At 69.2% G+C, this 23,643-nt stretch carries 24 protein-coding genes, 1 other RNA gene and 4 pseudogenes; 23 read left to right on the top strand and 6 right to left on the bottom strand.

What is annotated here, in order from left to right; genetic code table 11:
* Positions 1-5: 5 nt before the first annotated feature.
* On the top strand, positions 6-674 hold the full coding sequence (locus LRS04_RS12295) for a hypothetical protein (RefSeq protein ID WP_257816618.1): 669 nt from the start codon (positions 6-8) through the stop codon (positions 672-674).
* On the top strand, positions 671-1,183 hold the full coding sequence (locus LRS04_RS12290) for a hypothetical protein (protein WP_257816617.1): 513 nt from the start codon (positions 671-673) through the stop codon (positions 1,181-1,183). The genes LRS04_RS12295 and LRS04_RS12290 overlap by 4 nt, the downstream gene beginning before the upstream one ends.
* Here LRS04_RS12290 and LRS04_RS12285 read toward each other — a convergent pair.
* The 3 genes from LRS04_RS12285 to LRS04_RS12275 all read right to left on the bottom strand — a co-directional run bounded on the left by LRS04_RS12285 (position 1,180) and on the right by LRS04_RS12275 (position 2,971).
* Positions 1,180-1,506, bottom strand: coding sequence for a DUF6665 family protein (locus LRS04_RS12285; protein ID WP_257816616.1), 327 nt, complete (start codon positions 1,504-1,506; stop codon positions 1,180-1,182). The genes LRS04_RS12290 and LRS04_RS12285 overlap by 4 nt on opposite strands.
* 85 nt (positions 1,507-1,591) lie before the next feature.
* On the bottom strand, positions 1,592-1,891 hold the full coding sequence (locus LRS04_RS12280; protein ID WP_257816615.1) for a DUF6665 family protein: 300 nt from the start codon (positions 1,889-1,891) through the stop codon (positions 1,592-1,594).
* 57 nt (positions 1,892-1,948) lie between these two features.
* Complete coding sequence (locus LRS04_RS12275; RefSeq protein WP_257816614.1) at positions 1,949-2,971, bottom strand: hypothetical protein; 1,023 nt, start codon at positions 2,969-2,971, stop codon at positions 1,949-1,951.
* Positions 2,972-3,457: 486 nt separating this feature from the next.
* Here LRS04_RS12275 and LRS04_RS12270 point away from each other — a divergent pair, with 486 nt between their 5' ends.
* On the top strand, positions 3,458-4,192 hold the full coding sequence (locus LRS04_RS12270; protein WP_257816613.1) for a hypothetical protein: 735 nt from the start codon (positions 3,458-3,460) through the stop codon (positions 4,190-4,192).
* 89 nt (positions 4,193-4,281) lie between these two features.
* The gene (gene ilvN, locus LRS04_RS12265) at positions 4,282-4,830 is read left to right on the top strand and encodes an acetolactate synthase small subunit (protein WP_257816612.1); all 549 of its coding nucleotides are present in this window, start codon (positions 4,282-4,284) and stop codon (positions 4,828-4,830) included.
* 945 nt (positions 4,831-5,775) lie between these two features.
* Here ilvN and LRS04_RS12260 read toward each other — a convergent pair.
* A complete protein-coding gene (locus LRS04_RS12260) occupies positions 5,776-6,351 on the bottom strand; it encodes an inner membrane-spanning protein YciB (RefSeq protein ID WP_257816611.1) in 576 nt (191 codons plus the stop codon).
* A 141-nt stretch (positions 6,352-6,492) separates the two neighbouring features.
* Between LRS04_RS12260 and ssrA the strand changes: the two genes are divergently transcribed.
* The 18 genes and pseudogenes from ssrA (at position 6,493) to LRS04_RS12170 (ending at position 20,671) form a co-directional block, all read left to right on the top strand.
* Positions 6,493-6,854, top strand: a transfer-messenger RNA (tmRNA) gene (ssrA, locus tag LRS04_RS12255).
* Positions 6,855-7,045: 191 nt separating this feature from the next.
* Complete coding sequence (locus tag LRS04_RS12250; RefSeq protein WP_257816610.1) at positions 7,046-7,537, top strand: SspB family protein; 492 nt, start codon at positions 7,046-7,048, stop codon at positions 7,535-7,537.
* Positions 7,538-7,545: 8 nt separating this feature from the next.
* Positions 7,546-8,011 (top strand): annotated as a pseudogene (locus LRS04_RS12245) (PaaI family thioesterase).
* Entirely contained in the window at positions 8,008-8,460 is a 453-nt protein-coding gene (locus LRS04_RS26855) for a hypothetical protein (RefSeq protein WP_308238131.1), read from the top strand. Before LRS04_RS12245 ends, LRS04_RS26855 begins: the two are co-directional and overlap by 4 nt.
* The gene (locus LRS04_RS26850; protein WP_308238130.1) at positions 8,379-8,825 is read left to right on the top strand and encodes a C13 family peptidase; all 447 of its coding nucleotides are present in this window, start codon (positions 8,379-8,381) and stop codon (positions 8,823-8,825) included. Before LRS04_RS26855 ends, LRS04_RS26850 begins: the two co-directional genes overlap by 82 nt.
* A gap of 66 nt (positions 8,826-8,891) precedes the next feature.
* Positions 8,892-11,012, top strand: a complete 2,121-nt coding sequence (locus LRS04_RS12235; RefSeq protein ID WP_257816609.1) for a serine hydrolase — start codon at positions 8,892-8,894, stop codon at positions 11,010-11,012.
* A 304-nt stretch (positions 11,013-11,316) separates the two neighbouring features.
* A pseudogene (gene fliF / locus LRS04_RS27905) lies at positions 11,317-12,116 on the top strand (flagellar basal-body MS-ring/collar protein FliF); the annotation flags it as partial.
* A 92-nt stretch (positions 12,117-12,208) separates the two neighbouring features.
* Entirely contained in the window at positions 12,209-12,496 is a 288-nt protein-coding gene (locus LRS04_RS12220) for a flagellar M-ring protein FliF C-terminal domain-containing protein (RefSeq protein WP_374577179.1), read from the top strand.
* A complete protein-coding gene (locus LRS04_RS12215; RefSeq protein WP_257816608.1) occupies positions 12,493-12,933 on the top strand; it encodes a hypothetical protein in 441 nt (146 codons plus the stop codon). The genes LRS04_RS12220 and LRS04_RS12215 overlap by 4 nt, the downstream gene beginning before the upstream one ends.
* A pseudogene (fliG, locus tag LRS04_RS12210) lies at positions 12,933-13,956 on the top strand (flagellar motor switch protein FliG). Before LRS04_RS12215 ends, fliG begins: the two are co-directional and overlap by 1 nt.
* Positions 13,956-14,596: pseudogene (locus LRS04_RS12205) on the top strand (flagellar assembly protein FliH). The pseudogenes fliG and LRS04_RS12205 overlap by 1 nt, the downstream one beginning before the upstream one ends.
* Positions 14,597-14,600: 4 nt before the next feature.
* On the top strand, positions 14,601-14,936 hold the full coding sequence (gene fliN, locus LRS04_RS12200) for a flagellar motor switch protein FliN (protein WP_257816607.1): 336 nt from the start codon (positions 14,601-14,603) through the stop codon (positions 14,934-14,936).
* A 33-nt stretch (positions 14,937-14,969) separates the two neighbouring features.
* Positions 14,970-16,337, top strand: coding sequence for a sigma-54-dependent Fis family transcriptional regulator (locus tag LRS04_RS12195; RefSeq protein WP_257816606.1), 1,368 nt, complete (start codon positions 14,970-14,972; stop codon positions 16,335-16,337).
* Positions 16,338-16,429: 92 nt separating this feature from the next.
* Entirely contained in the window at positions 16,430-18,469 is a 2,040-nt protein-coding gene (gene flhA, locus LRS04_RS12190) for a flagellar biosynthesis protein FlhA (protein WP_257819091.1), read from the top strand.
* An 81-nt stretch (positions 18,470-18,550) separates the two neighbouring features.
* A complete protein-coding gene (locus LRS04_RS12185) occupies positions 18,551-19,180 on the top strand; it encodes a TetR/AcrR family transcriptional regulator (RefSeq protein ID WP_257816605.1) in 630 nt (209 codons plus the stop codon).
* Positions 19,177-19,842 (top strand): SRPBCC domain-containing protein, encoded by a 666-nt coding sequence (locus LRS04_RS12180; protein ID WP_257816604.1) that lies wholly within the window; start codon positions 19,177-19,179, stop codon positions 19,840-19,842. Before LRS04_RS12185 ends, LRS04_RS12180 begins: the two co-directional genes overlap by 4 nt.
* On the top strand, positions 19,839-20,177 hold the full coding sequence (locus LRS04_RS12175) for a hypothetical protein (protein ID WP_257816603.1): 339 nt from the start codon (positions 19,839-19,841) through the stop codon (positions 20,175-20,177). Before LRS04_RS12180 ends, LRS04_RS12175 begins: the two co-directional genes overlap by 4 nt.
* A gap of 119 nt (positions 20,178-20,296) precedes the next feature.
* Entirely contained in the window at positions 20,297-20,671 is a 375-nt protein-coding gene (locus LRS04_RS12170; RefSeq protein WP_257816602.1) for a DUF4282 domain-containing protein, read from the top strand.
* Positions 20,672-20,793: 122 nt separating this feature from the next.
* On the opposite strand, the gene LRS04_RS12165 is transcribed toward LRS04_RS12170, so the two are convergent.
* Both LRS04_RS12165 and fliI read right to left on the bottom strand, forming a co-directional pair.
* Positions 20,794-21,195: a flagellar FliJ family protein gene (locus LRS04_RS12165; RefSeq protein ID WP_257816601.1), complete on the bottom strand. Its 402-nt coding sequence runs from the start codon at positions 21,193-21,195 to the stop codon at positions 20,794-20,796.
* Positions 21,192-22,529 (bottom strand): flagellar protein export ATPase FliI, encoded by a 1,338-nt coding sequence (gene fliI, locus LRS04_RS12160; RefSeq protein ID WP_257816600.1) that lies wholly within the window; start codon positions 22,527-22,529, stop codon positions 21,192-21,194. The genes LRS04_RS12165 and fliI overlap by 4 nt, the downstream gene beginning before the upstream one ends.
* A 349-nt stretch (positions 22,530-22,878) precedes the next feature.
* On the opposite strand from fliI, the gene ctrA reads away from it, so the two are divergent.
* The gene (gene ctrA / locus LRS04_RS12155; protein WP_257816599.1) at positions 22,879-23,574 is read left to right on the top strand and encodes a response regulator transcription factor CtrA; all 696 of its coding nucleotides are present in this window, start codon (positions 22,879-22,881) and stop codon (positions 23,572-23,574) included.
* The last annotated feature ends 69 nt before the right edge of the window (positions 23,575-23,643 follow it).

Genomic DNA, 23,643 nt, shown 5'->3' with positions numbered 1-23,643 from the left:
TATCTATGACGACCGGCAGCTACTGCTATTTCCGGAATGGCTACGAGTACCTGGAGCATCCGTTCGGCGACCGCGGACGGATGGGCTACCGGCGTGATCGCGCCGAACTGGAGACCTGGACACATTCAGGGCCGGGTCTCTCACGCCTCTGGTTCATGCAGGACTATGGCCCGGTGGAACTGGGCCACACGTCGAAGCGGATGGTGACCCTCGCCGCCGTCGACACGGCGGTGCCGGGCATGCCGGCCAATCCGGACAAGTACGCCTACTGGGCGCACGCGCCGCTGCTGCTCGGCGCCTTCCAGGGCGGCGAGGTGCGGCTGACCGGGACCGGCCCGGACCTGATGGACGAGATCAACGTCTGCTGGATCGCCGAGAGCCTGATGCTCCCGCTGCCGAACGGCCAGGGCCAGGGCGTCGCCATGCGTTTCGAATCCTGGGCCTTCCGCGGCAAGCGGCTCAGCCACGAGCGCCGCGCGCTGATCGGACCCGGGCAGTCCATGCCGGCCTCCGACGGGCGGCTGATGGTCCACGCCGACGACGCGCCGGGCGCTGCCCGCGACAGCCTCTGGTGGATGGAGACCGCCCAGCCGCCGGCCCATGCCGGCCCCGGCGCGCCCAGCCGCACGGGGACCGCCGGCCTGGACTACGAGGCGGCGAGGACGCGGCCGTGATACCGGGCGGCGTCTACCGGCTCCGCAACGGCACGCGGCTCTCCCGCGGCCCGGCCTGGCTGGGCTATCCGAAGTCCCAGCCGGACACCGGGGTCTTCATCATGGGCGACCTCGGCCACGACTGGCTGGCCCAGGACCTCGGCGGCCCGCGGGAGGCCGCCGGCGGCCGACAGGTCGCCCTCGTCGCCCTGGGTCTCGGCGGCGACGCGCCGATGCTGCTCTGCGCCGTCGACGGCCGGCCCCGGCTCGCTCACCGCCACAGCGTCACGCCCGACGAGGCGACCTGGATCCTCACGCCCGCGGGCTTCGACGAGACCGAAGGGGCGATGAGTTACTGGCTGGAATCGCGGGCCGCCCGCGGGGCCTTCCTCAGCGCCGCCATCCTGGGCGACACGCGGGTGGAGCCCACGGCGGCGCTGGAGCTTAGGCGCGACTGGGACCCGTTCTACGACCCCCAGGTCTCCTGGACCGCGACCCTGGTCCGGCAGCGGGCCGACGCCGGCGTCTAGTGACGCGCGCCCATCCGGGCGAGCACCTCGGAGGGGATCCGGTAGCGCTCGATCAGTTCGTGATGGTCGCAGACGTCGCAGGCCTCATGCTGCACGATGAGCCGCCAGGCGATGTCGGCCGCCTCGTCCAGCAATCGCTCGCGGTGCGCCCGGTCGGGCTCGGCGCGGTGTCGCTCCAGAGCGCTCAGCGCGGACTGCAGGTCGCGCTCGCATCGGCTCACCGAACCGTCGAGACCTTCGAGGAGCTGGAACTTGAGGACCGCGTCGCCCGAGTCCACGTGCTGTGGCTCGCTGTGGCTCTTCGGCATCCGGATTGGGGACATGGGCCTACCCCTGTGGATGATGTCCCACGATACCACCGTTCCTTACGCTACGGCGCCCCTCTCGGCGAATTGAAGGCCGCGCCGCTCAGCGCGCCCCGATCCTGTTCAGGACTTCGGCGGGGATGCCGTATTGGGCGACGATCGCCGCGCGGTCGCGGAGCCCCAGGACCTCGCGCTGCACGAGGAAGCCCCAGACCGCGTCGGCCGCGTCGTGCAGCAGCGCCGCCCGTCCCTCGCCGCCCGGATGGGCGGAGAGCGCCGCCAGCGCCTGCTCGACCCGCTTGCCCGCGCGGCCCAGCGCATGGGCCTGCTCCTCGACCAGCTCGTACCGCAGCGCGGCGTCCGCCGCCTCCGCCATGGATCGGCCGGTCAGGATCTGAGGCATGCGCAGCGAGGACATCGACGCCCATGTTGGTCGCCGATGTCCTCCTGGCAAGCGCGGCTAGACCACGAACGCCTCCGTCGCCGCCTCGGCCGCGGGGCGCAGCGGGTAGCCGCGGCCCACGTCCTCGTGCAGCAGGCGGTGGAGCTCCCAGCCACTGCGGCCCACGTGGACGCCCATCAGCGCGAGATCGCCGAGGATCGCCTCGCGCAGGTCGGCGGGCACGGGCGCGTTGCCGGCCAGCCGCGCCTGCTCGAGCCGCCACCCGAACACGTGGTCGCGGGTGATCTCCACGACCGCGCCCGGCGGGCCCTCCCACTCGTAGAAGGTCGACCAGCCGGTGGCCGCGTGCGGCGCCTCGCCGGCCAGGCAGTTGCGGAAGCGGCGCGCCGCGTCCCGCATCGCCGCCTTGGTGGCCAGCGCCTTCAGCCGGCCCGCGCCGGGGTGCGGCGGGGCCATGGGCTCGGGCGCCAGGTCGTCGCGCACGACCTCGAACAGGCCCGTGGTCGAGCCCGTCCGCGCCCAGCGGGCGGCCGCCGCGTCGGCGGCGGCCGCGCCGTCGCGGAAGCGCAGGGCCTCGTAGGCTTCCCGCACCACCGCCACGCCGTCGCCGTTGAGCGCGAGGGCCAGATGCGTCGCCCGGCCCATCGGCGCCGGCAGTCCGGCGAGACGATGGACGAGGTCGGCGTCGAGGCTGGGCGCGTGGCGCAGCACCTTGCCGGCCGACGGGTCGGCCAGCAGGTCCAGCAGCTTGCGGTAGGCCTCCGCCGGCCACGCGACCTCGCCCATCCGGCCGAGCGCGCGCTCGACGCCGGCCGGCGCCGCGGCGCCAAGGACGGCGGCGATCGCCCGCTTCAGGCGATCGCCCAGCAGGATGTCGCGCAGGCCCGCCGCGTCCCGCCCGAGCGCCATGGCCAGGCAGGTGAGCTGGCGCCTTGCCGCCGACGCAGTCAGGAACGGCGCGTGCGGCGCCGGCCAGATGCGCGCCACGCCCGGCGCGAACTCGCGCGCCACGTGGGTCAGGAGGGACGACGGATCGGCCTTGCCGAAGGCCGGACCTCCGCCGGAGATCGGAATGAACATCGAAGGCTCCCAGAGGGATTTGGCGCTTGCGCGCCGTCCGTCGGGGAGCGGCGCAGGCTAGCGGTCTGTGAAGCGGGCGCTGGGCCAGTCGCCGGACGCGCGCAGGTCGACGGAACCGCGGTCGCGGCCCTTGTCGAACTGGATCTGGCGCATCGTCATTCGGCGAACTCTCATCTTCGAGGACGCGCCGTTTCCCACGCGTCGCGCCATCGGGCAAGGCCGAGCTCTTCGCTTGTTAACCATCCGCGGGCGGCTGTTGCGCCAAGGCCACGCCATTTCGGGATGAGTTGCAGTCAAAGTCGTCTGAGGCAATCCTCACGCAATGCCGACGAAAGCTCAGCTCGCGCGCTTCGCAATTCGCTGCCGGGAAGAAGGCCTGATGCGAGCGGAGGTTGATGACCCCAGGTTGTCAGAACCGGTCTTCGAGCGTTTCATAGAAGAGTTCTTTGAGCGCCAGAGACTCCTTCAACGCGGCAATCAGCTGCTGTGGCCCTCGATCAATCGAAAACTGCGGCCCTATACTACGATCGGGTCTGGCAATTTCCTTTTTCCGATGCCCCTGAAGACGTGGGCTTTTATGCAGCGTCAATACTCGAGATTATTCCCGCAATAATTGCGGCACTAGTAGATATTAAAGATCCACAGAAGATGAATCGAGCGCAGGATATAATATTTGAAGAAGTTCCAGAATTGCAGTCTTTGACTGGGTTCTCTAGGGGGCCGCCCTCAAGGGTCATTTCTGATTTCGTACGCGCTCGATGCGGCAGAACAGTAACTCCGATCTATGATTCTAGTGAAGTCGCGTTTAGCGAGTTTAAGCGCGGCAGCGCCAGCGCTCTCATGACAATTGTCGATGGCTTGGAGGTGATAGACGAACAAAACTTGAGCTGGGAGATTGTCCAGGAATTCAGGAAAGATCGAAGGTCAAAGCTGGCGCTCCGACGCTTCCGATCATGGATCGAGAGTGAGTTCGATGGACAGCCAATCTCATTTATTCAGGACACGGTCGCCGCCAAGCTGGACGACTATGAATGGGCTCTCAAGAAGCATGGCATTTCCACAGTCTCGGGATCCATTTCAGATCTGTTGGATGTGCGCTTTCTGCCAGCAGCTACAGCCGCGACACTGGCGCCGCTGCGGTTGGCGGTGGGGTGTGGGCTGCCCTCGGCGCGGCCGGCCTGGCAATCGGAAAGGTGGGAATATCAATTACACAGCGTCTGATTGACCGGGAGGAGGGACTGCGCCAAGCGGGTGCTGAAGTCGCATTCATTCATAGCTTGAAGAAGCTCGGAAACCCGAGGGATTAGCTTATGTCCGACGCCCAGCCCGCTTCCGTCTACGATCTGACGCCGGACGCCACGCCCGAGAACCTGGCGACCTTCGCGGTGCTGGTGGACAACGAGCCGGGGGTGCTGCACCGCCTCGTCGGCCTGTTCGCCGCGCGGGGCTACAACATCGAGAGCCTGACGGTGGCCGAGACCGACCGGAAGGCCCACACCTCGCGCGTCACCATCGTCACCCGCGGCACGCCCCAGGTGCTGGCGCAGATCGAGGCCCAGCTCGAGAAGATGGTCTCCACCCGCCACGTGCAGGACATCACCCGCGACCCGAACGGGCTCGAGCGCGAGCTGGCCCTGGTGAAGGTGCGCGGCCAGGGGACCGACCGCGTCGAGGCCCTGCGGGTCTCCGACATCTTCCGCGCCAAGGTGATCGACACCACCCACGAGAGCTTCGTGTTCGAGGTGACCGGCGCGCCGTCGAAGATCGACAGCTTCATCGAGCTGATGCGTCCGCTGGGCCTCGTGGAGGTCTCGCGCACCGGCGTGCTCTCCATCCAGCGCGGCGTGGAAGTGTTCTAGGAAACGCCCGCCCCTGGGAGGCGTTGAACTCCCGTGATCCGCACCGCCCTCACCTGCTGCCTGATCGCCGCGATCGCGACGCCCGCAAGCGCGCAGTTCATCCCGCTGCCGCTGCCGAGACGCGCGCCGCCCGGCCAGGTCCCGGTCCCGCCGCCCCCTGAGAACCTGCCGCCCTACGCCGCGGAGGTCTGGCCCTTCCCGGCGCCGGATCCCGCGGCCTGGTGGACCGAGAAGCGGCCGAGGCCGACCGAGGCCGCCGATCCGCTCGGCGGACGCCGCCTGGGTCGGGGCGAGCGCGCCATCGCCATCGACAACGGCGTCGACGCCGTCACCTACCGCCTGTGGGGCCTGCCGCCGCTGCAATGGCAGGCGGTGCGCAGCGGGGAGATGATCCTGGAGCTCTGGATCCGCCCCTCGCAGAGCGTGCGACAGAGCGTGGTGCGGGTCACCGTCCGGCGCGACGGCAAGGCCTTCGTCCAGGGCCGCGCGGGCCTCGCCTGCTGCGAGCCGGGGATCGCACGGCGGGTCGGCTTCGACCGCGAACTGCCGGACGGGTCGGCCGCCGCGTTCCTGGCGCTCCGCAACCATCCCATGTGGGCCGCCCCGCGCGAGGTCCGGGTGCAGGAGGCCGGCGCCTCGGAGGCGGTCTGCGTGGAGGGCACCTCCTACGACCTGACCCTCGTGGTCCCCGGCCGTTCGATCGCGCTCCGGCGCGCCTGCGACTCCGCAGAGATCGGCCAGGCGGCCGACGCCATCGAGCCCACGCTGCGCGCCGCGCTCGGCCACGAGCCGCGGTTCGACGTGATCTTCCCGAGAGGCGCGGACTTCGCCTCGGCGCGGCGGATGTACGAGGGCGTGATCGCCGACGGCGGGACGCTGAAGCCCGATCCCAACGCCCGGCCGCAGGCCCCGGGATCGAACCCCCGCCGGAGGTCGAGGAGCCGCCTACGCCGCCTGCGGCTCCACCGGCGCCGACGCCGTGACCTTGCGGATCACGTAGCCGCGGACCGTCAGGTACTGCACCGCGAACAGCGCGAGCTTCGAGGCGATCGGGAAGACCGCCTTGTAGAGCGGCCAGTGCTCCGGCGCCCACACCGCGATGGCCAGGTTCAGCACGGCGGTCGTGGCCATCAGCCCGGCCCACACATAGCCGAAGGTGATCATCAGCCCCTCGCCGTGGCCGGCGGCGACCGGCGGCATGTAGCGCAGCATCCAGCCGCGCTTCAGCATGACGACGGCGATCACCAGGTAAATCAGCGACGGCTTGGCCATCAGGAACCGCGGGTCGTGGAAGACGAGGCCGACCGCGCCGAACAGCAGCACCAGGACAAGGCTCGCCCATTGCAGCGGCGCGATGGGTTTCTTCAGCGCCATCCAGAGCGCGACATGCGCCAGGCCGAATCCCATGGCGATCCAGGTGGCCGTGGCGGCGTCGACGCCGAACGCCAGGAGGCCGGCGAAGAGCAGGCTGGAGGCGAGGTCGTTGGCCAGGGGCCGGGCCGCGTGCGCAAGGTTCTGCATCGGGAAGCTCCAGGGGAAACCGATGCGCGGAAAGCTACGCGATAAGTCACATACGCCGTAAATCCATCCACGAAGGACGGGTGGCCGTTCACGCAAACGGCGCCGCCGTCGGCGCTTCGCCAATGGCGAAAGGGCTTATCCGGTCTTCAAATCCTAACCCTCGCCCCCTATATTCCCCTGCGTCGGGTTCGCCCGACTATGGAGATAAACGCGCACGTAATAAGCGGACTGGACCCGGGTGCGATTCCCGGCGGCTCCACCAATATCCTTCCGGGTTATCGCCGGGGAGTGCGGGGCCGATCAGCATCGACAGACGTCTAAAGGTGTTGCTTTCTCTCGGCATGACCCACCGATCCGGGTCTTTAAACTAAATGCGAACGATAACTTCGCTGAGGAAGTTCGCCTGGCTGCGTAATGCGGTCCGGTAACATCCGAACCAAGTCCTAGGGGTTCAGATCCTTAGGCGGGGCCCGGAGGGCGCCTGGCAACAGAAGCCCTCCACTCTCCTCTGAGTCTGGAGGCGCCCTCCATCTTCAGCAGGAATCCGGGGGCGCCTGGCAACAGAAGCCCTCCACCAAATTCGGGAAGGCGGCGTGGAAAGCGCCGCCTTCTCCACATCCGGGCCTCTTGCGCGGCTTGCGCGTTACGGGCCACACGCTACCCTTCGCAACTGCGTAAGATTTCGGAGCCCCCCATGGCCCAGGACCCGCCGGCCCAGGACCTCATGCACTACGAGGCGCTCGCCCAGGACGCGCTGCGTGGAGTCGTGAAGGCCGCGCTCCGCCGGGCCGCGGCGCCCGAGGGGCTGCCGGGCGCGCACCACTTCTACATCACCTTCAAGACCGACGCGGCCGGCGTCTCGGGTCCGCCCGACCTGCTCGGCAAGTACCCGGACGAGATGACCATCGTCCTGCAGCACCAGTACTGGGACCTGGCGCCCGGCGAGACGTTCTTCTCGGTGACCCTGCAGTTCGGCGGCCAGCCCAAGCGGCTCTCGATCCCCTATGCGGCGGTGACCCGGTTCTACGATCCGTCGGTGCAGTTCCTGCTGCAGTTCGAGCCGCCGCCGGCCGGCCCGGCCGACGCGAAGCCGACGCCGACGCCGCCCGTCCCCGAGGCGGAGGCGCCCAAGGGTCCCGACGGCGAGGCGAAGATCGTCTCCCTCGACCAGTTCCGGAAGAAGTGACGTCCAGGATGAGCGAAGCCCCGGCCGCCGAGCCGCTGACCGACGACGCCATCCTCCAGCGTTTCCTCCGGACCAGGAACCAGCCCACCGGCTCCCAGACGCTCGGCTTCCGGATGGTCGCCGTGAGCCAGGCGGAGAAGTCGGTCGAGGTGGAGTTCGACGCCAAGGCCGAGCTCCTGCTCAATCCCATGAAGCAGATCCAGGGCGGCTATCTCTGCGCCATGCTGGACGAGGCCATGAGCGTCGCCTGCATGGTGGCGTCGGGCATGACGGCGGTCGCCCCCCACCCTGGAGATGAAGACCAGCTTCTTCCGGCCGGGCCAGCCCGGGAAGATCAAAGGGATCGGCAAGGTGGTGAAGTGGGGCCGCCAGGTCGCCTTCACCGAGGGCGAGCTCTACGACCCCGAGGGTCGGCTGCTTGCGAAAGCCACGGGGACGGCCATCCCGACGCCGTTCGCCACCTACAAGAAATGACCCGCTGGCTCGCCCGGTCGGTCGCGCTCCTGGGGGCCCTCTGGGCCGCCACGGCGCAACCGGCCGCGGCGGGCCCGTTCTCCGACTGGGCGGCGGTCGTCGTCGCCGGCGACTGGCACGCCCACAGCGGCGGCCCGACCGAGGCCTTCGACAACGCCCGCCGCGATGTCGCCCGGGCGCTGGGCGCCATGGGCTTCCAGCCGGCGAATCTGCGCCAGTTCTCGGTCCGGCCCGAGCGCTACAGGGACACCCAGCCGGCCAAGGCCGAGTTGCGCGGCATCTATGACGTCATGAGCGACCTGACCCAGAAGGCCGCGGGCGGCTGCCTGATCTACGTCACCTGCATGGCGCGCCCCAGGGCGTGCTGGTGGACACCGCGGTCCTCGCGCCGGGCGTGCTGGGCCAGATGGTCGACCGCACCTGCGGCCAGCGGCCCACGGTGGTGGTGATCTCCGCCTGCTTCTCGGGCGTCTTCGTGCCGGCCCTGGCCGGTCCCAACCGCATGGTGCTCACCGCCGCCCGGCCCGACCGCAGCTCGTTCGGCTGCGGCGAGTCCGACAAATATCCTTACTTCGACGACTGCTTCCTGCAGTCCGCGCCCCAGGCCACCGACTTCGCCCACCTTGGCCGGACGGTGCAGGGCTGCGTCGCCGCGCGGGAGGCGAAGGAGGGGATGAAGCCGCCCTCGGAACCTCAGATCTACGTCGGCCCGGCGCTCCGCCCGATGCTGCCGCTCTACGCCTTCACCCGGCCGCCACGCCGGCCTCGACGCCCGTCTCGACCGGACGAAACTGACGCATTGAGCCGGCTTTGAGGGACTCACTTTGGGCCCTACACCAAGGCGCTAGTCCCACAAGTCGAGCCTGAGGCGGATCTGACGTTGAAGCGGTCCCTCGTCCAAGTCGCCGTCGCCGCGCTGGCGATGCTCCTGGCAACATCGTCGACCGCGCAGGACGAGGCCGCCACGCCCCCGCCCGCGCCCGCAGCCGCCCCCGGCCTGCCGTCCGCGCCGGTGCCCTACACCACCATCCGGCCGCCGCGCCCGCGCCCCGCGACCAAGGCCGCCAGCCGCCCGGCGACGCCGGCCGCCGCCCAGGCGACGGAAGCCCAGCCCGCCGGCCCCGCCGTCGCCGGCGCCGTGCCCACCCTGGCCGGCCAGCCCACCAACCGCACCGGCGCCCGATTCTCGGCGGGCCAGGCCCTGCCGGCCGCCGAGCTCGAGGCCTTCGTCGACGGCGTGGTCCGGGACGCCATGGCCCGCGAGCACATCGCCGGCGTGACCGTCAGCGTCGTCCAGAACGGCCAGGTGGTGCTGAAGAAGGGCTATGGGTTCGCCGACCTCGATCCGCGGCGGCCCGTGGACCCGGACCGCACCCTGTTCCGCGTCGGCTCGATCTCCAAGACCTTCACCTGGATCGCCCTGATGAAGGAGGTAGAGGCCGGCCGCATCCGCCTTGACGCGCCGGTGAACCTCTACCTGCCGGAGAAGGTCCGGATCCGCGACCAGGGCTACCAGCGCGACGTCCAGGTCCAGAACCTGATGGACCACTCCCCGGGCTTCGAGGATCGCGCACTCGGCCATCTGTTCGAGAACAACCCCGACCGGGTGCGTCCGCTCGACCTCTACCTCCGCCAGGAACGGCCCCGGCGGGTCGCGGCGCCCGGCGTGGTCTCCAACTACTCGAACTACGGCGCGGGCCTGGCGGGCCAGGCGGTCTCCTATGTGACCGGCAAGCCGTTCGAGACCCTCGTCGAGGACGAGATCTTCCGCCCGCTCGGCATGGGCCGCACCACCTTCCGCGAGCCGATGCCCGCCAAGCGCGGCCTGCCCGCGCCGATGCCCGCGGCGCTCGCCGCCGACGTCTCCGACGGCTATCGCTGGTCGGCCGGCGGCTACGACCGCAAGGCGTTCGAATATGTCGGCCACATCGCCCCGGCGGGCTCCGCCTCGTCCACCGCCGGCGACATGGCGCGCTACATGATCGCCCTGCTGGGCGACGGCCAGCTGAACGGCGTGGCGATCTACGGCCCTCGCGCCGCCAAGGCGTTCCGCCAGCCGCTGCGCCCGACCCCGCCGGGCATCAACGGCTGGGCCCACGGCTTCATGATCTACGACCTGCCGGGCGGCTATAAAGGCTATGGCCACGGCGGCGACACGCTCTTCTTCCACTCCAACATGGTCACCATCCCGGCGCTGAACCTCGGGATCTTCATCTCCACCAACACCGAGACGGGCACGAGCCTTGCCGGCCGCTTCCCCGACCGGCTGGTGCGCGCGTTCTACGCCGCCCCGCACACCTTCCCCCGCCCCCGGCTCACCGGCCCTGGCGCGCGAGGCCGGCCTCTTCAAGGGCTACTACCTCACCTCGCGCCGGGCCTACGGCGGGCTCGAGGGCTTCGTGGGCGGCCTGATCGGCGGGACCGAGGTCGGCGTCACCTCCGACGGGCGGCTGACCACCTCCACCGACGGCGGCGTTCGCACCTGGGTCCCAGAGGGCCCGGTCTCCGAGGGCCGCTTCATCGCCACCGACGGCGACCAGCGGCTCGCCTTCCGGATGCGCGACGGCCAGGCGGTGAGCTACATCCCCAGCTTCGGCGGCGTGCGCATGGAGCGCGCGGCCTTCTGGCGCCAGCCCCAGGTGTTGGCCGTCCTGGCCCTGCTCGCCGGGGCGGCGGCCATCGCCACCCTCGCCGGCATCTTCCTGCGCAACCGCCGGGAGTTCCGGGAAAACGCCATCCAGAGCCGCGCGGCGCTCGTCCAGAACATCCAGGCCGGCCTGTGGCTGATCGCCATGCTCATGTTCGGCCTCTGGGCGTCGAAGACCGGCGACATCTCGCAGATCGTCTATCGCTGGCCGGGCTGGCTGATGATCACCGGCTCGGCCTGCGCCCTGGTCGCCGCCGCGCTCACCGTCGCCACCGTGCTCGCCGTGCCCGCGATCTGGCGCGGCGGCCGGCGCGTGGACCTGGACCCCGCTCCGGAAGGTGTTCTTCACTCTGACGGTACTCGTCTACGGCGTATTCTCGATCGTGCTTGGCCTCTGGGGCGCGCTCAGTCCCTGGAGCGGCTGAGACCGACTGACGCACCTTTTCCACAGCGCCCGCCCAGGTTTCCCGGGCGGGCGTTTTTCTTTGAAATCATTAGCTTGCGAAACAGGCCGCAGACGGAAGTTCCGCCCCCTGCTCTGCCGGAAATTAAAACCCCGTTTACCAAGGCCCCGGTAATTCTTGCCTAGCGGCCGGGCGAGTGATTTGCGCGCGCCCAAGTTGTGTCGGGGGAAGGGAAAGCCCGCTTGAACCAGTTTATGGCGGCGCTTCAACGGTTTGGGATCGGCAGGCTTGCCGCGATCCTCGGCATCGGGGCCGGCGTGGCCGCGGTGCTCGTCGCCTTGACCATGAACCTCGGCGAGCCCAAGGCGCTGCTCTATTCCAACCTCGACCTCAAGGAAGCCGGCTCGATCACCGCCGCCCTCGAGCAGGCCGGGGTGAAGTACGAGGTCAAGGGCGACGGCTCGACCATCCTCGTGCCCCGCGACGAGGTGGCCGCCACCCGCCTGATGCTGTCGTCCAGGGACTACCGACGGCCGGGTCCGTCGGCTACGAGATCTTCGACGAGGCCAATGCGCTCGGCCAGACCGACTTCGTCCAGCAGCTCAACCGCCAGCGCGCCCTGGAGGGCGAACTGGCCCGCACGATCCGCGGCCTCGACGGCATCTCCTCGGCGCGGGTCCATCTCGTGCTGCCGAAGCGCCAGCTCTTCGAAGACGAGGCCGAGCAGCCGTCGGCCAGCGTGAACATCTCGGTCGGCGGGCGCGCGCCCAACGCCGAGCAGGTGCGCGCCATCCAGAACCTGGTGGCCGGCGCGGTGCCGAACCTGAAGCCCGACCGCGTCACCGTCGTCGACCAGCATGCCAAGACGCTGTCCGGCGGCGAGACCGGCATGGCGGCCGAGGCCGACGGCCGCAAGACCGAGGTCGAGGCGCGCATCGCCAAGCAGGTGAAGCAGCTCGTCGAGGGCGTGGTCGGGGTCGGCAAGGCGCGGGTGAACATCACCGCCGACCTGGAGCTGGCGCGGGTCACCGTCCAGCAGGAGACCTACGACCCCGACGGCCAGGTGATCCGCTCGAATCCACCACGGACGAGAACGCCCGCGAGAACGAGCCGGAGACCAACGGCGAGGTTTCCGCCGCCGCCAACATCCCCGGCGCCGCCGGCAATGGCGCGGGGACCAACTCCTCGGCCAGCGGCCGCCAGGAATCGACCACCAACTACGAGATCTCCAAGACCGTCCGCACCGAGGTGCAGGAGCCGGGCCAGGTGAAGCGCCTCTCCGTCGCCGTCGCCGTCGACGGCGTCACCGCTCCGGGGGCCAACGGCCAGCCCGGCGCCTACACCCCGCGCTCCGCCGAGGAGATGCAGCGCATCGAACAGCTGGTCCGACCGCCGTCGGCTTCAACCAGGAGCGCGGCGACCAAGTCAGCGTGATCAATGTCCGCTTCCCCACCGAGGACAATCCGTCGGGCGTCGAGTCGGCCAATCCGCTGATGGGCTTCGACAAGAACGACATCATGCGCGGCGTCGAGCTGGCGGTGCTGGCCATCGTCGCGCTCCTGATGATGTTCTTCATCGTCCGGCCGCTGCTGCGCGGCGCGGTGGGCGGTGGTGGCGGATCACTTGCCCTGGCTGGCCCGCAGGTGACCCAACTCGCCACCACCGCCGACGGCCAGCCCATGCAGATCGGGGGAGACAGCCAATACAACCTGCTCCCCGGCCCTGCCGCCGAACTCGACCAGAAGATCGACATCGCCCGCATCGAAGGTCAGGTGAAGGCGAGCTCCATCAAGCGGGTCTCCGAATTCGTGGAGAAGCATCCCGAGGAGTCCGTCTCGATCCTCCGTAGCTGGCTGCACGAGTCCGCGTGATGGCCAAGGGGAAGTCCGTCGAGAGCGCGTCGAAGCTGACCGGGCCCGAGAAGGCCGCGGTGATCCTGCTGGCGCTGGGCGAGGAGCACGCCAGCGTCTGGAAGCAGCTCGACGAGGACGAGATCAAGGAAATCTCCCAGGCCATGGCCAGCCTGGGCAATGTCGCCTCCCAGGCCGTCGAGGACCTGCTGGTCGAGTTCGTCTCCGGCGTCGCCGGGGCCGGCGCCCCTGATGGGCTCCTTCGAGCAGACCCAGAAGCTGCTCGCCTCGATCATGCCGGGCGAGAAGGTCGACGCCCTCATGGAGGAGATCCGCGGTCCGGCCGGCCGGACCATGTGGGACAAGCTCGGCAACGTGAACGAGAGCGTTCTGGCCAGCTACCTGAAGAACGAATACCCGCAGACCGTCGCGGTCGTGTTGTCCAAGATCAAGTCGGACCACGCCGCCCGCGTGCTGGCCGCCCTGCCCGAGGACTTCGCGCTCGAATGCGTCACCCGCATGCTGCGCATGGAGCCGGTGCAGCGCGAGATCCTCGACAAGATCGAACAGACGCTGCGCACGGAGTTCATGTCGAACCTGGCGCGCACCTCGAAGCGCGACAGCCACGAGATGATGGCCGACATCTTCAACGCCTTCGACCGCCAGACCGAGGCCCGGTTCATCACCGCGCTCGAGGAGCGCAACCGCGAGGCCGCCGAGCGCATCCGCGCCCTGATGTTCGTCTTCGAGGACCTCTCCAAGCTCGACCCGGGCGGCGTCCAGACCCTGCTGCGCTCGGTGGACAAGGATCAGCTCGGCCTCGCCATGAAGGGCGCCTCGGACAGCCTGCGCGAGATGTTCTTCTCGAACATGTCCGAGCGCGCCGCGAAGATCATGCGCGAGGACATGGAGACCATGGGCCCGGTCCGCCTGCGCGACGTCGACCAGGCCCAGATGGCCATGGTCACCGTGGCCAAGGACCTCGCCGCCAAGGGCGAGATCATGCTCGCGGCCTCCGGCGGCGAAGACGAGCTGGTGTACTGATGTCGGACCTCCAGCGCTTCAGCTTCGACACCGAGTTCGACGCCGGCGGCGGCGTGGCCTTCCAGGCCCCGCGCCCGAAGACCAGCTTCACCCCGGAAGAGGTCGAGGCGGTCCGCGCCGAGGCCTATGCCCAGGGCGAGCGCGCCGGCCTGCAGAGCGTCAACGCCGCCCAGGCGCGCGCCATGGCCGAGGTGGCCGCCGCCTGCCGCAACGCCCTGCCGGCGCTGGCGGAAGTCGCCCACCAGCACCGGGTCGGCTCCGCCGGGCTGGCCCTGGCCTGCGGCCGAGCGATCGCCGGCGCCCGCGCTCACGAACCTGCCCGAAGGCCCCATCCAGGCGGCGATCGAGGCCCTGGCCCGCGAGATCGAATCCGCGCCGCGCCTCGTGGTCTCGGTCGATCCGTCGGTCGGCGAATACATGCAGGACAAGCTCGGCAACACGGTCGCGGCGATCGGTTTCGAAGGCGCCCCTGACGGTCAGGACCGACACCTCCATTCCGCCCTACGCCTTCACCCTCGATTTCGGCGACGGCTCCGCGGCCTTCGACCCGCACGCCGCCGCCCAGCGCGTGACCGAGGCCCTGCAGTCGGCGCTCGCCGCCGAGGGCCTCCACGCCGAACCCATGATCCCCGGAGCCTGAGCCCATGTCCGAGAACGATCTCAAGCTCGACGAATTCGCCCCGGGCGAGGGCCCGCTGCCCGAGACCATCGGCGGCGAGGAGAAGACCGCCACCGACCTCGCGCCCGTCTTCGACGTGCCGGTGAACATCTCGGCCGTGCTCGGGCGCGCCAGCCTTTCCGTGGCTCAGCTCCTCGAGCTGGCCCAGGGCTCGGTGCTCGAGCTCGACCGCAAGGTCGGCGAGGCCATCGACATCTACGTGAACAACCGCCTGGTCGCACGGGGCGAGGTCGTCATCGTCGACGAGCGCCTGGGCGTGACCATGACCGAAATCATCAAGGACGGCGACGCCGCGGCCTGACGGCTTCGCGCGTCCTCGAGAAGGGAGACAATCATGCGGCTTCTGGTCGTCGGCAGACTGAACGGACAGCTCTCAACCGCCGTCAAACTGGCGATGAGCGCGGGCGCCAAGGTCAGCCACGTGGAAAGCATCAGCCAGGCGACCCATGCGCTCCGCGCGGGCCAGGGCGCCGACCTGCTGATGGTCGACTACGAGCTCGACATCGCCGGCCTTATCGCCGCCAACGAGGCGGAGCGGATCCGGGTGCCGGTGGTGGCCTGCGGCATCGGCGCCGACGCGGTCGGCGCGGCCGCCGCGATCAAGGCGGGTGCGAAGGAGTTCATCCCCCTGCCGCCGGACGCCGAGCTGATCGCCGCCGTGCTGGCCGCCGTCTCCGACGACAACCGTCCGATGGTCGTCACCGACCCGGCGATGCACCAGGTCATCGCGCTCGCCGACCAGGTCGCCGGTTCCGACGCCTCGATCCTGATCACCGGCGAGAGCGGGGTCGGTAAGGAAGTCATCGCCCGCTACGTCCACCAGAAGTCCCGCCGGGCCCAGAAGCCGTTCATCTCGGTGAACTGCGCGGCCATTCCGGAGAACCTGCTGGAGAGCGAGCTGTTCGGCCACGAGAAGGGCGCCTTCACCGGCGCCGTGGCCCGCCGCATCGGCAAGTTCGAGGAGGCCAACGGCGGCACGCTGCTGCTCGACGAGATCAGCGAGATGGACGCCCGCCTGCAGGCCAAGCTGCTGCGCGCCATCCAGGAGCGCGAGATCGACCGGGTCGGCGGCGCCAAGCCCGTGAAGGTCGACATCCGCATCCTGGCGACGTCGAACCGCGACCTCGTCCAGGCTGTGAAGGAACAGACGTTCCGCGAGGACCTGCTCTACCGCCTGAACGTCGTGAACCTGAAGATCCCGTCGCTCCGGGAGCGCCCGGCCGACGTGGTCGCGCTCGCCGAGTACTTCATCAAGAAGTACGCGACCGCCAACGGCGTGCCGGACCGGCCGCTGTCGGCCGAGGCGCGCCGCCGCCTGACCCTGCACCGCTGGCCGGGCAACGTGCGCGAGCTCGAGAACGCCATGCACCGGGCGGTCCTGCTCTCCTCCGGGCCGGAGATCGAGGAAGGCGCCATCCGCCTGCCGGACGGCCAGCCGCTGGCCGCCGCCGATCCGGGCGTGCGCACGGCCCAGGCGGCGTCCTTCGCCGCCGAGACCGCCAGCCGCGCCTTCGTCGGCCAGACGGTCGCCGAGATGGAGCAGAGGCTGATCCTGGACACGCTGGAGCACTGCCTGGGCAACCGCACGCACGCGGCCAACATCCTGGGCATCTCCATCCGGACGCTCCGGAACAAGCTGAAGGAATACACGGAGGCGGGCGTCGCGGTCCCGGCTCCGCAGATGGGTGCGAGCGCCGCGTAGCGGGCGCTTGTCAGGGCTGATTTTGGGTTGGGGGTAGAGTGACCGATACGGGCCGATTGACGCTGGGCGGCCAGCGTCCGACCCCACGCCAGATGTGGGGCTGGTTCGCACGCGGCGAAGTCGCGCTCGCGCTCGGCCTCGGGGCGATCATCGTCATCCTGATCCTGCCGGTGCCGGCGTTCATGCTGGACGCCTTCCTGGCGATCTCGATCGCCAGCTCGGTGCTGATCCTGATGACCGCCATGCTGATCAAGCGGCCGCTGGAGTTCACCGCCTTCCCGACGGTTCTGCTGGTCACCACGCTCTACCGCCTGGGCCTCAACATCGCCTCGACGCGCCTGATCCTGGGCCACGGCCACGAGGGCACGCATGGGGCGGGCCAGATCATCGAGGCCTTCGGCAACCTGATGATGGGGGGCAACTTCGTCATCGGGGTGATCGTCTTCGCCATCCTGGTGCTGGTGAACTTCGTCGTCATCACCAAGGGTTCGGGCCGGATCGCCGAAGTGGCCGCACGCTTCACCCTGGATTCCATGCCCGGCAAGCAGATGGCCATCGACGCGGACCTGTCGGCCGGCCTGATCGACGAGCCCACCGCCAAGCTGCGCCGCAAGGAACTGGAGCAGGAAAGCACCTTCTTCGGTGCCATGGACGGCGCCTCGAAGTTCGTGAAGGGCGACGCCATCGCCGGCCTGGTGATCGTCGCCATCAACATCATCGGCGGCATCCTGATCGGCGTCGTGCAGCATGGCGTGCCGCTCGGCGAGGCCTTCTCGAGCTATACGATCATGACGATCGGCGACGGCCTGGTCTCCCAGATCCCCGCCCTGATCATCTCCATCGCCGCCGGCTTCCTGGTGTCGAAGTCGGGCGTCGAAGGCTCGGCCGACAAGGCGCTCGTCACCCAGCTGGCCATGAACCCGATCAGCCTGGGCATGGTCGCCGCCTCGTCGGGCGTCATCGCCCTGATCCCGGGCATGCCGATGATCCCCTTCGCCCTGATCGCGCTCGGCGCCGGCGCGCTCGCCTGGCGGCGAAGCCAGAAGGCCAACGAGCCCGCGCCCATCGAGATCGCGCCGGCCGAGGCCGAGGAGCAGGAGGAGTCCATCGGCCAGACCCTGGCCATCGACGAGATCAAGATCGAGCTCGGCTACGGCCTGCTGGGCCTGATCAATGACCTGGAGGGCCGCCGGCTCACCGACCAGATCAAGGCGCTGCGCCGGACGCTCGCCGCCGACTTCGGCTTCGTGATGCCCAGCGTCCGGATCCTCGACAACATGCGTCTGCCCTCTCAGGGCTACTGCATCCGCATCAAGGAGATGGAGGCCGGCGCAGGCGAGGTCCGTCTCGGCCAGCTGATGTCCATGGATCCGCGCGGCGGCCAGGTGGAGCTCCCCGGCGAGCACGTCCGCGAGCCGGCCTTCGGCCTGCCGGCCACCTGGATCGACGAGAGCCTGCGCGAGGAGGCGACCTTCCGCGGCTACACCATCGTCGACCCGGCCACGGTGCTGACCACGCACCTGACCGAGATCCTCAAGGAGAACATGCCGGACCTGCTCTCCTATGCGGAGGTCCAGAAGCTGATCAAGGAACTGCCGGCGGAGCAGAAGAAGCTGGCCGACGACCTGATCCCCTCGGTGGTCACCGCCACCTCGGTCCAGCGCGTCCTCCAGGCCCTGCTGCGCGAACGCATCTCGATCCGCGACCTGCCCGCCATCCTGGAAGGCATCGGCGAGGCCGCGCCGCACACCGCCTCGATCACCAACCTGGTCGAACAGGTCCGCTCGCGGCTGGCCCGCCAGATCTGCTTCTCCTACCGCGGGGACGACGGCGCCCTGCCGATCGTCACCCTGTCGCCGGAATGGGAATACGCCTTCGCCGACGCCCTGGTGGGCCAGGGCGAGGAGAAGCAGCTCGCCCTACCCCCGTCGCGCCTGCAGGAGTTCATCCGCGGCGTCCGCGACACCTTCGAGCGCGCCGCCCTCTCGGGCGAGAGCCCGGTGCTGCTGACCAGCCCGACCATCCGGCCCTACGTCCGGTCGATCGTCGAGCGGTTCCGGGGCCAGACCCCGGTGATGAGCCAGAACGAGATCCACCCCCGGGCCCGGCTGAAGACCGTCGGCACGATCTAGGACTCGGCGTCGTACTCGGTTCGGCGAACTTGAATCACCGTTCAGGCTGTGCTTGGTTGAATGATCAATCAAGGGACCGCGATGGACGAGCTGCCGACCCGTGACCGGCTGATCTTCGCGGCGCTGCGGCTGTTCGGGGAGAAGGGCTACCTCTCCACCTCGGTGCAGGACATCCTGCGCGAGGCGGGCGCGAATTCGGGCAGCCTCTACCACGCCTTCCCCACCAAGCAGGACCTGCTGGTCGCCGTGCTGGAGACCTACCGGCAGGGCATCGAGCCCATGCTGCTGGCCCCCGCCTGGGCGGGGGTCGAGGACCACATCGAGCGGGTGTTCGCCCTGCTGGGCGCCTATCGCGGCATGCTCGCCGCCACCGATTGCCTCTACGGGTGCCCGATCGGCTCCATCGCGCTGGAGCTGCACGAGCCGGATCCGCCGGTCCGCGAGCTGCTTTCTAAGAACTTCGACGGCTGGGTGGACCATGTGGAGCGATGCCTGGTCGCCGCCGGCGACCGGCTGCCCGCCGACCTCGACCGGCGCGGGCTGGCGGTCTTCACGCTCACGACCATGGAGGGCGGGGTGATGCAGTCGCGCACCCACCGGACCCTCGACGCCTTCGACGCCTCGATCTCGCACCTTCGCGACTACGTCCGCCGGCTGGAGCAGGCCGCCTCCGCCGGACGGTCCGATGCGGCCCAAGGAACGACAGGATGAAGATGCTGGTGGGCCTGAAAATGACAGGACTGGCGGCCACGGCCGCCGTCGCGCTGGGGCTCCCGGCCCTCGCGCAGGAGATGTCTCCGAAGCAGTTCCCGGAGGTCGCCGACGGCTCCTATGTCGACGGCAAGGGCGAGCGGGTGCTCAGGCTCTCGCTGGTGGTCCCGGTCGAGCGCGCGAAGGCCTTCGACGCCTTCTCCACCGCCGAGGGCTACCGCGCCTGGGCGACGCCGGTGGCCCAGGTCGACCTGAAGGTGGGCGGGATCATCGAGACCAGCTACGACCCGGCCGCGAAGTTCGGCAATCCGGAGAACATCAAGAACCAGATCCTGGCCTACGAGCCGGGCCACATGCTGGTGTTCCGCAACGTTCAGGCGCCGAGTGGCCTGCCCGGCCGCGAGAAGTTCGGCGACATCGTCAGCGTCGCCCAGTTCGAGGACGCCGGCCCGGGCCAGACGAAGGTCACCCTCTCCTCCATCGGCTATGCTCCGGGCGAGCCCTACGACACGCTCTACCGGCACTTCGCCTGGGGCAACGCCTACTCGCTGACGAAGCTCAAGGAGAGCTTCGTGAAAGGGCCCGTCGACTGGCAAGCCGCGGCGGCGAAGCAGGAAGCCGCCAAGGCGGCCGCCAAGGTCGCCAGCGGGGGCGCGCAATGAACCCGCAGGCCCTCCTCGTCGCCACCGGCGCGGGCCTGGCGCTCCAGCTCGCCATGGTGCTCTCCGGCCACTACGTCGCCTTCATCAAGCAGAACGTCTTCGCGCTCGGCGGCATGCTGATCTCGCTGGCCGCCGGCCTGCTCTATGCGAAACTCGCCGACGGAAGTTGGCCGGGATCGCTGTCGGGCGGGCTGGTGGCCGGCGGGCTCTGCGCGCTGCTGGGCATTGCGGTTTCCTGGGCGCTGAAGGACGTGCCGCCCCAGATTCTCATCTTCGGGACGCTGGGTTCGGCCGTGGCCGGCGTCATCGGCGCGGCGATCGGAAAGCTCCTCTGAGGGACCAAGGGTCGCGCCGGGCGCCTGCGTCTGGCCCGTTGCGACCCGGCGCTGTGGCTGATAGCGGTTGCCGCCAAGGGAGCCTGTGAAGCTCCTCTCATGTGAGTCTTGGGATCAGGATGCGGCGACCTCTCAATCGACCCCACGGCGCGGGCGCGGCGCTCCTCTGGGACCTGCTGACGTTCGAGAAGCTGATGACCAACAAGGTCATCCACCTGATCTACTGGGCGGGCCTCGGCATGATCGCGCTGGGGGCCTTCGGCTCCATCGGCGCCGCGGTCGGGGTGGCGATCCGTGAGCCCAACTTCTTCGGCAAGCTGCTGGCGGTCCCGGTGCTGGTGGGCGGCCTGCTGGTGATCGGCGCGCTGGCGCTTCTGTGGCGTTCGTTCTGCGAGTTCTACGTGGCGATCTTCAAGATCAGCGAGGACCTGACGGCCCTGCGCCAGGACGTGGAAGCCGAACGCGCCCGCGTGGGGCAGCGGAGTCCGCAATAGATCCGCTCATTCCCGCGAAAGCGGGAACCCAGGCCTTTTCCGTTCCGGCCTGAGCGCGCTTCGAACTTCGACAACACAAGACACCTGGGTCCCCGCTTGCGCGGGGACGAGCGAAGGTGGGTTCAGCGCGCCGACTTCCGTAAGCCCAGCTCGTCCATGGCGGCGGCCTCGATGCGGCCCTGCTTCTTCGCCTCGGCGATCCGCGCCTGTTCGGCCAGGTGCTCGTACTTCTTCTGCTCTTCGAAGGCCTGGGCCAGCGCGTCGCGCGCGCCGGACTCCTCGGCCATGATGATCTCGATCTCGCCCTGGACGCGCTGCTTGCGGACCTTCAGGTGCTCGAGGAAGCGCAGCAGGTCGCCGGTGTTGGTCGGGTCGGTGGCGGCGGCCTCGGCGTCGCCCTGGGCGAACAGCATGGCCAGCCGCATCTCGGCGTCGCGCCGGCGGTCGCCGATCTCGGCCAGCCGCTTCTGCAGCGTCTCGACCTCGTAGCCCGAGAGCTTGATCAGGCTGTCGGCCCAACTCATGCGGCGACCTCATTCAGGATCTGCGACAGCGCCGCGAACGACGCCTCGAGGCTGGTCGCCTCATCGGGGCTCTGGGACAGGAAGGCTTCCAGAGAAGGGTTGAGCTGGATCGCCCGGTCCACGTCCGGGTCCGCGCCGTGCCGGTAGGCGCCGATGCGGATCAGCTCCTCCATGTTGGAGAAGGCGGCCAGCGAGCGGCGGGCCGAGGTGACGATCTCGCGCTCGTGCTGGTGCTGGCATCCCGGCATGGTCCGGCTGATCGACTTCAGGACGTTGATCGCCGGGAAGCGGCCGCGCTCGGCGATCGCGCGCTCCATGACGATGTGCCCGTCGAGGATGCCTCGCACGGCGTCGGCGATCGGCTCGTTGTGGTCGTCGCCGTCCACCAGGACGGTGAAGAGGCCGGTGATCGGCCCGGCCTGGGTCCCGTCCGGCCGGATCGGCCCCGGACCGGCGCGCTCCAGGAGCTTCGGCAGCTCGGTGAAGCAGGTCGGCGTGTAGCCCTTGGTCGTCGGCGGCTCTCCGGCCGCCAGCCCGATCTCCCGCTGGGCCATGGCGAAGCGGGTCACGCTGTCCATCAGGCAGAGGACCTCCATCCCCTGGTCGCGGAAGAATTCGGAGATGGCCAGGGTCATGTAGGCGGCCTGGCGGCGCTTCAGGGCCGGCTCGTCTGAGGTGGCGACCACCACGACGGCGCGGCGCAGGCCCTCCTCGCCCAGCGTCTCCTCGATGAACTCGCGAACCTCCCGGCCCCGCTCGCCGATCAGGCCGACGACCACCGCGTCGCAGTCGGCGTTCTTGGCCAGCATGGAGAGCAGCACCGACTTGCCGACGCCAGAGCCGGCGAACACGCCAAGCCGTTGCCCCCGGCAGCAGGTGGTGAAGACGTTCATCGAGCGCACGCCGAGGTCCAGCCGCTCGCCCACCCGCGCGCGGGCGTGGGCCGCCGGAGGCGCGGCCTTCAGCGCATAGGGCGCCATGCCCTGCGGCAGGGGCCCCAGCCCGTCGATCGGGTCGCCGAAGGCGTCGACGATGCGGCCAAGCCAGCCCTTGGTCGGACGCACGGCCGAGCCCTGCGGGTCGATGCGGATCTCGGCGCCGGGCGCCACGCCCTCCACCGGGCCGAAAGGCATCAAGAGCGCCCGGGTCTCGCGGAAGCCCACCACCTCGGCCGCCAGCGGCGGTTCACCATGCCTGGTAATCTCCGCCCGCGCGCCGACCGCCAGGCGCGACAGCCCGCCCCGGGCCTCGATCAGGAGGCCGTTCACCGCGGCCACGCGGCCGGAGACGCTCAACGGATCCAGCCGCTCGACCGCGGCCACAAGGCTCTGCACGAAACGCCCTCGAAAACTGGCCCTCAGGGTCCGGGCGTCCGCGTTAAGAGGTCGTGAAGATTTGCCCCCTGCGCCCCTTCGCCACCCCCTAAGGGGGTGGTCCGCGACCCGACGCCGCGCCTTCGCTTCGGCCGCCGTGTCCAATCACAAAAGATTCAACGGGCCTGCGACTCGTGGTCCGAACACCGCCGCTTGTACCGGAATCTCAAATCAGATTAACGATTCCGACCTGACACACAGCAATCCATTAACCAGTCTTAAATTAACTCGCTGGCAGGTTTAACGGCGAGCTTCGGGGCGGATTCCGCAAGGAGTCCGGGGCTGAGCGGGGACGCAGTAGGAGAGCAGAATGCGCGTACTGTTGATCGAGGACGACAGCGCCACCGCACAAAGCATCGAATTGATGCTGAAGTCGGAAGGGTTCAACGTCTACACCACCGACCTGGGTGAGGAAGGCGTCGATCTGGGCAAGATCTACGACTACGACCTGATCCTTCTCGACCTGAATCTGCCCGACATGAGCGGCATGGATGTGCTTCGCACCCTGCGCGTCGGCAAGATCAATACCCCGATCATGATCCTGTCGGGCACCGCCGAGATCGACACGAAGGTGAAGACCTTCTCGGGCGGCGCCGACGACTACATGACCAAGCCGTTCCACAAGGACGAGCTGGTCGCCCGCATCCACGCCGTGGTCCGCCGCTCCAAGGGCCACGCGCAGTCGGTCATCAAGACCGGCGACATCACCGTCAACCTGGACGCCAAGACCGTCGAAGTGAACGGCATCCGCGTCCACCTGACGGGCAAGGAATACCAGATGCTCGAGCTGCTCTCCCTGCGGAAGGGCACGACGCTCACCAAGGAAATGTTCCTGAACCACCTCTACGGCGGCATGGACGAGCCCGAGCTGAAGATCATCGACGTGTTCATCTGCAAGCTGCGCAAGAAGCTGGCGGCGGCGGCGGACGGCAAGCACCACATCGAGACCGTCTGGGGCCGCGGCTACGTGCTGCGCGACCCGCAGGAGGCCCAGGTCGCCGCCTGAAAGCGACCTGACGCCTGAGGAGAGCGTAGCGCCCGCCGGTTCGCCGGCGGGCGTTTTCATTTGCCGCCA

Origin of the sequence: Phenylobacterium sp. J367, from assembly GCF_024699985.1 — a bacterium.
Classification (GTDB): domain Bacteria; phylum Pseudomonadota; class Alphaproteobacteria; order Caulobacterales; family Caulobacteraceae; genus Phenylobacterium.
Note: the sequence above shows the minus strand (reverse complement) of the source record. Positions and strands in the feature narration are given on the sequence as shown.

Bases quoted from the DNA above. Each gene is read 5' to 3' on its own strand.
- LRS04_RS12295 (WP_257816618.1), top strand. From the start codon at position 6: ATGACGACCGGCAGCTACTGCTATTTCCGGAATGGCTACGAGTACCTG.
- LRS04_RS12285 (WP_257816616.1), bottom strand. From the start codon at position 1,506: ATGTCCCCAATCCGGATGCCGAAGAGCCACAGCGAGCCACAGCACGTG.
- LRS04_RS12280 (WP_257816615.1), bottom strand. From the start codon at position 1,891: ATGCCTCAGATCCTGACCGGCCGATCCATGGCGGAGGCGGCGGACGCC.
- LRS04_RS12275 (WP_257816614.1), bottom strand. From the start codon at position 2,971: ATGTTCATTCCGATCTCCGGCGGAGGTCCGGCCTTCGGCAAGGCCGAT.
- ilvN (WP_257816612.1), top strand. From the start codon at position 4,282: ATGTCCGACGCCCAGCCCGCTTCCGTCTACGATCTGACGCCGGACGCC.
- LRS04_RS12260 (WP_257816611.1), bottom strand. From the start codon at position 6,351: ATGCAGAACCTTGCGCACGCGGCCCGGCCCCTGGCCAACGACCTCGCC.
- LRS04_RS12250 (WP_257816610.1), top strand. From the start codon at position 7,046: ATGGCCCAGGACCCGCCGGCCCAGGACCTCATGCACTACGAGGCGCTC.
- LRS04_RS26855 (WP_308238131.1), top strand. From the start codon at position 8,008: ATGACCCGCTGGCTCGCCCGGTCGGTCGCGCTCCTGGGGGCCCTCTGG.
- fliN (WP_257816607.1), top strand. From the start codon at position 14,601: ATGTCCGAGAACGATCTCAAGCTCGACGAATTCGCCCCGGGCGAGGGC.
- LRS04_RS12195 (WP_257816606.1), top strand. From the start codon at position 14,970: ATGCGGCTTCTGGTCGTCGGCAGACTGAACGGACAGCTCTCAACCGCC.
- flhA (WP_257819091.1), top strand. From the start codon at position 16,430: ATGTGGGGCTGGTTCGCACGCGGCGAAGTCGCGCTCGCGCTCGGCCTC.
- LRS04_RS12185 (WP_257816605.1), top strand. From the start codon at position 18,551: ATGGACGAGCTGCCGACCCGTGACCGGCTGATCTTCGCGGCGCTGCGG.
- LRS04_RS12180 (WP_257816604.1), top strand. From the start codon at position 19,177: ATGAAGATGCTGGTGGGCCTGAAAATGACAGGACTGGCGGCCACGGCC.
- LRS04_RS12175 (WP_257816603.1), top strand. From the start codon at position 19,839: ATGAACCCGCAGGCCCTCCTCGTCGCCACCGGCGCGGGCCTGGCGCTC.
- LRS04_RS12170 (WP_257816602.1), top strand. From the start codon at position 20,297: ATGCGGCGACCTCTCAATCGACCCCACGGCGCGGGCGCGGCGCTCCTC.
- LRS04_RS12165 (WP_257816601.1), bottom strand. From the start codon at position 21,195: ATGAGTTGGGCCGACAGCCTGATCAAGCTCTCGGGCTACGAGGTCGAG.
- ctrA (WP_257816599.1), top strand. From the start codon at position 22,879: ATGCGCGTACTGTTGATCGAGGACGACAGCGCCACCGCACAAAGCATC.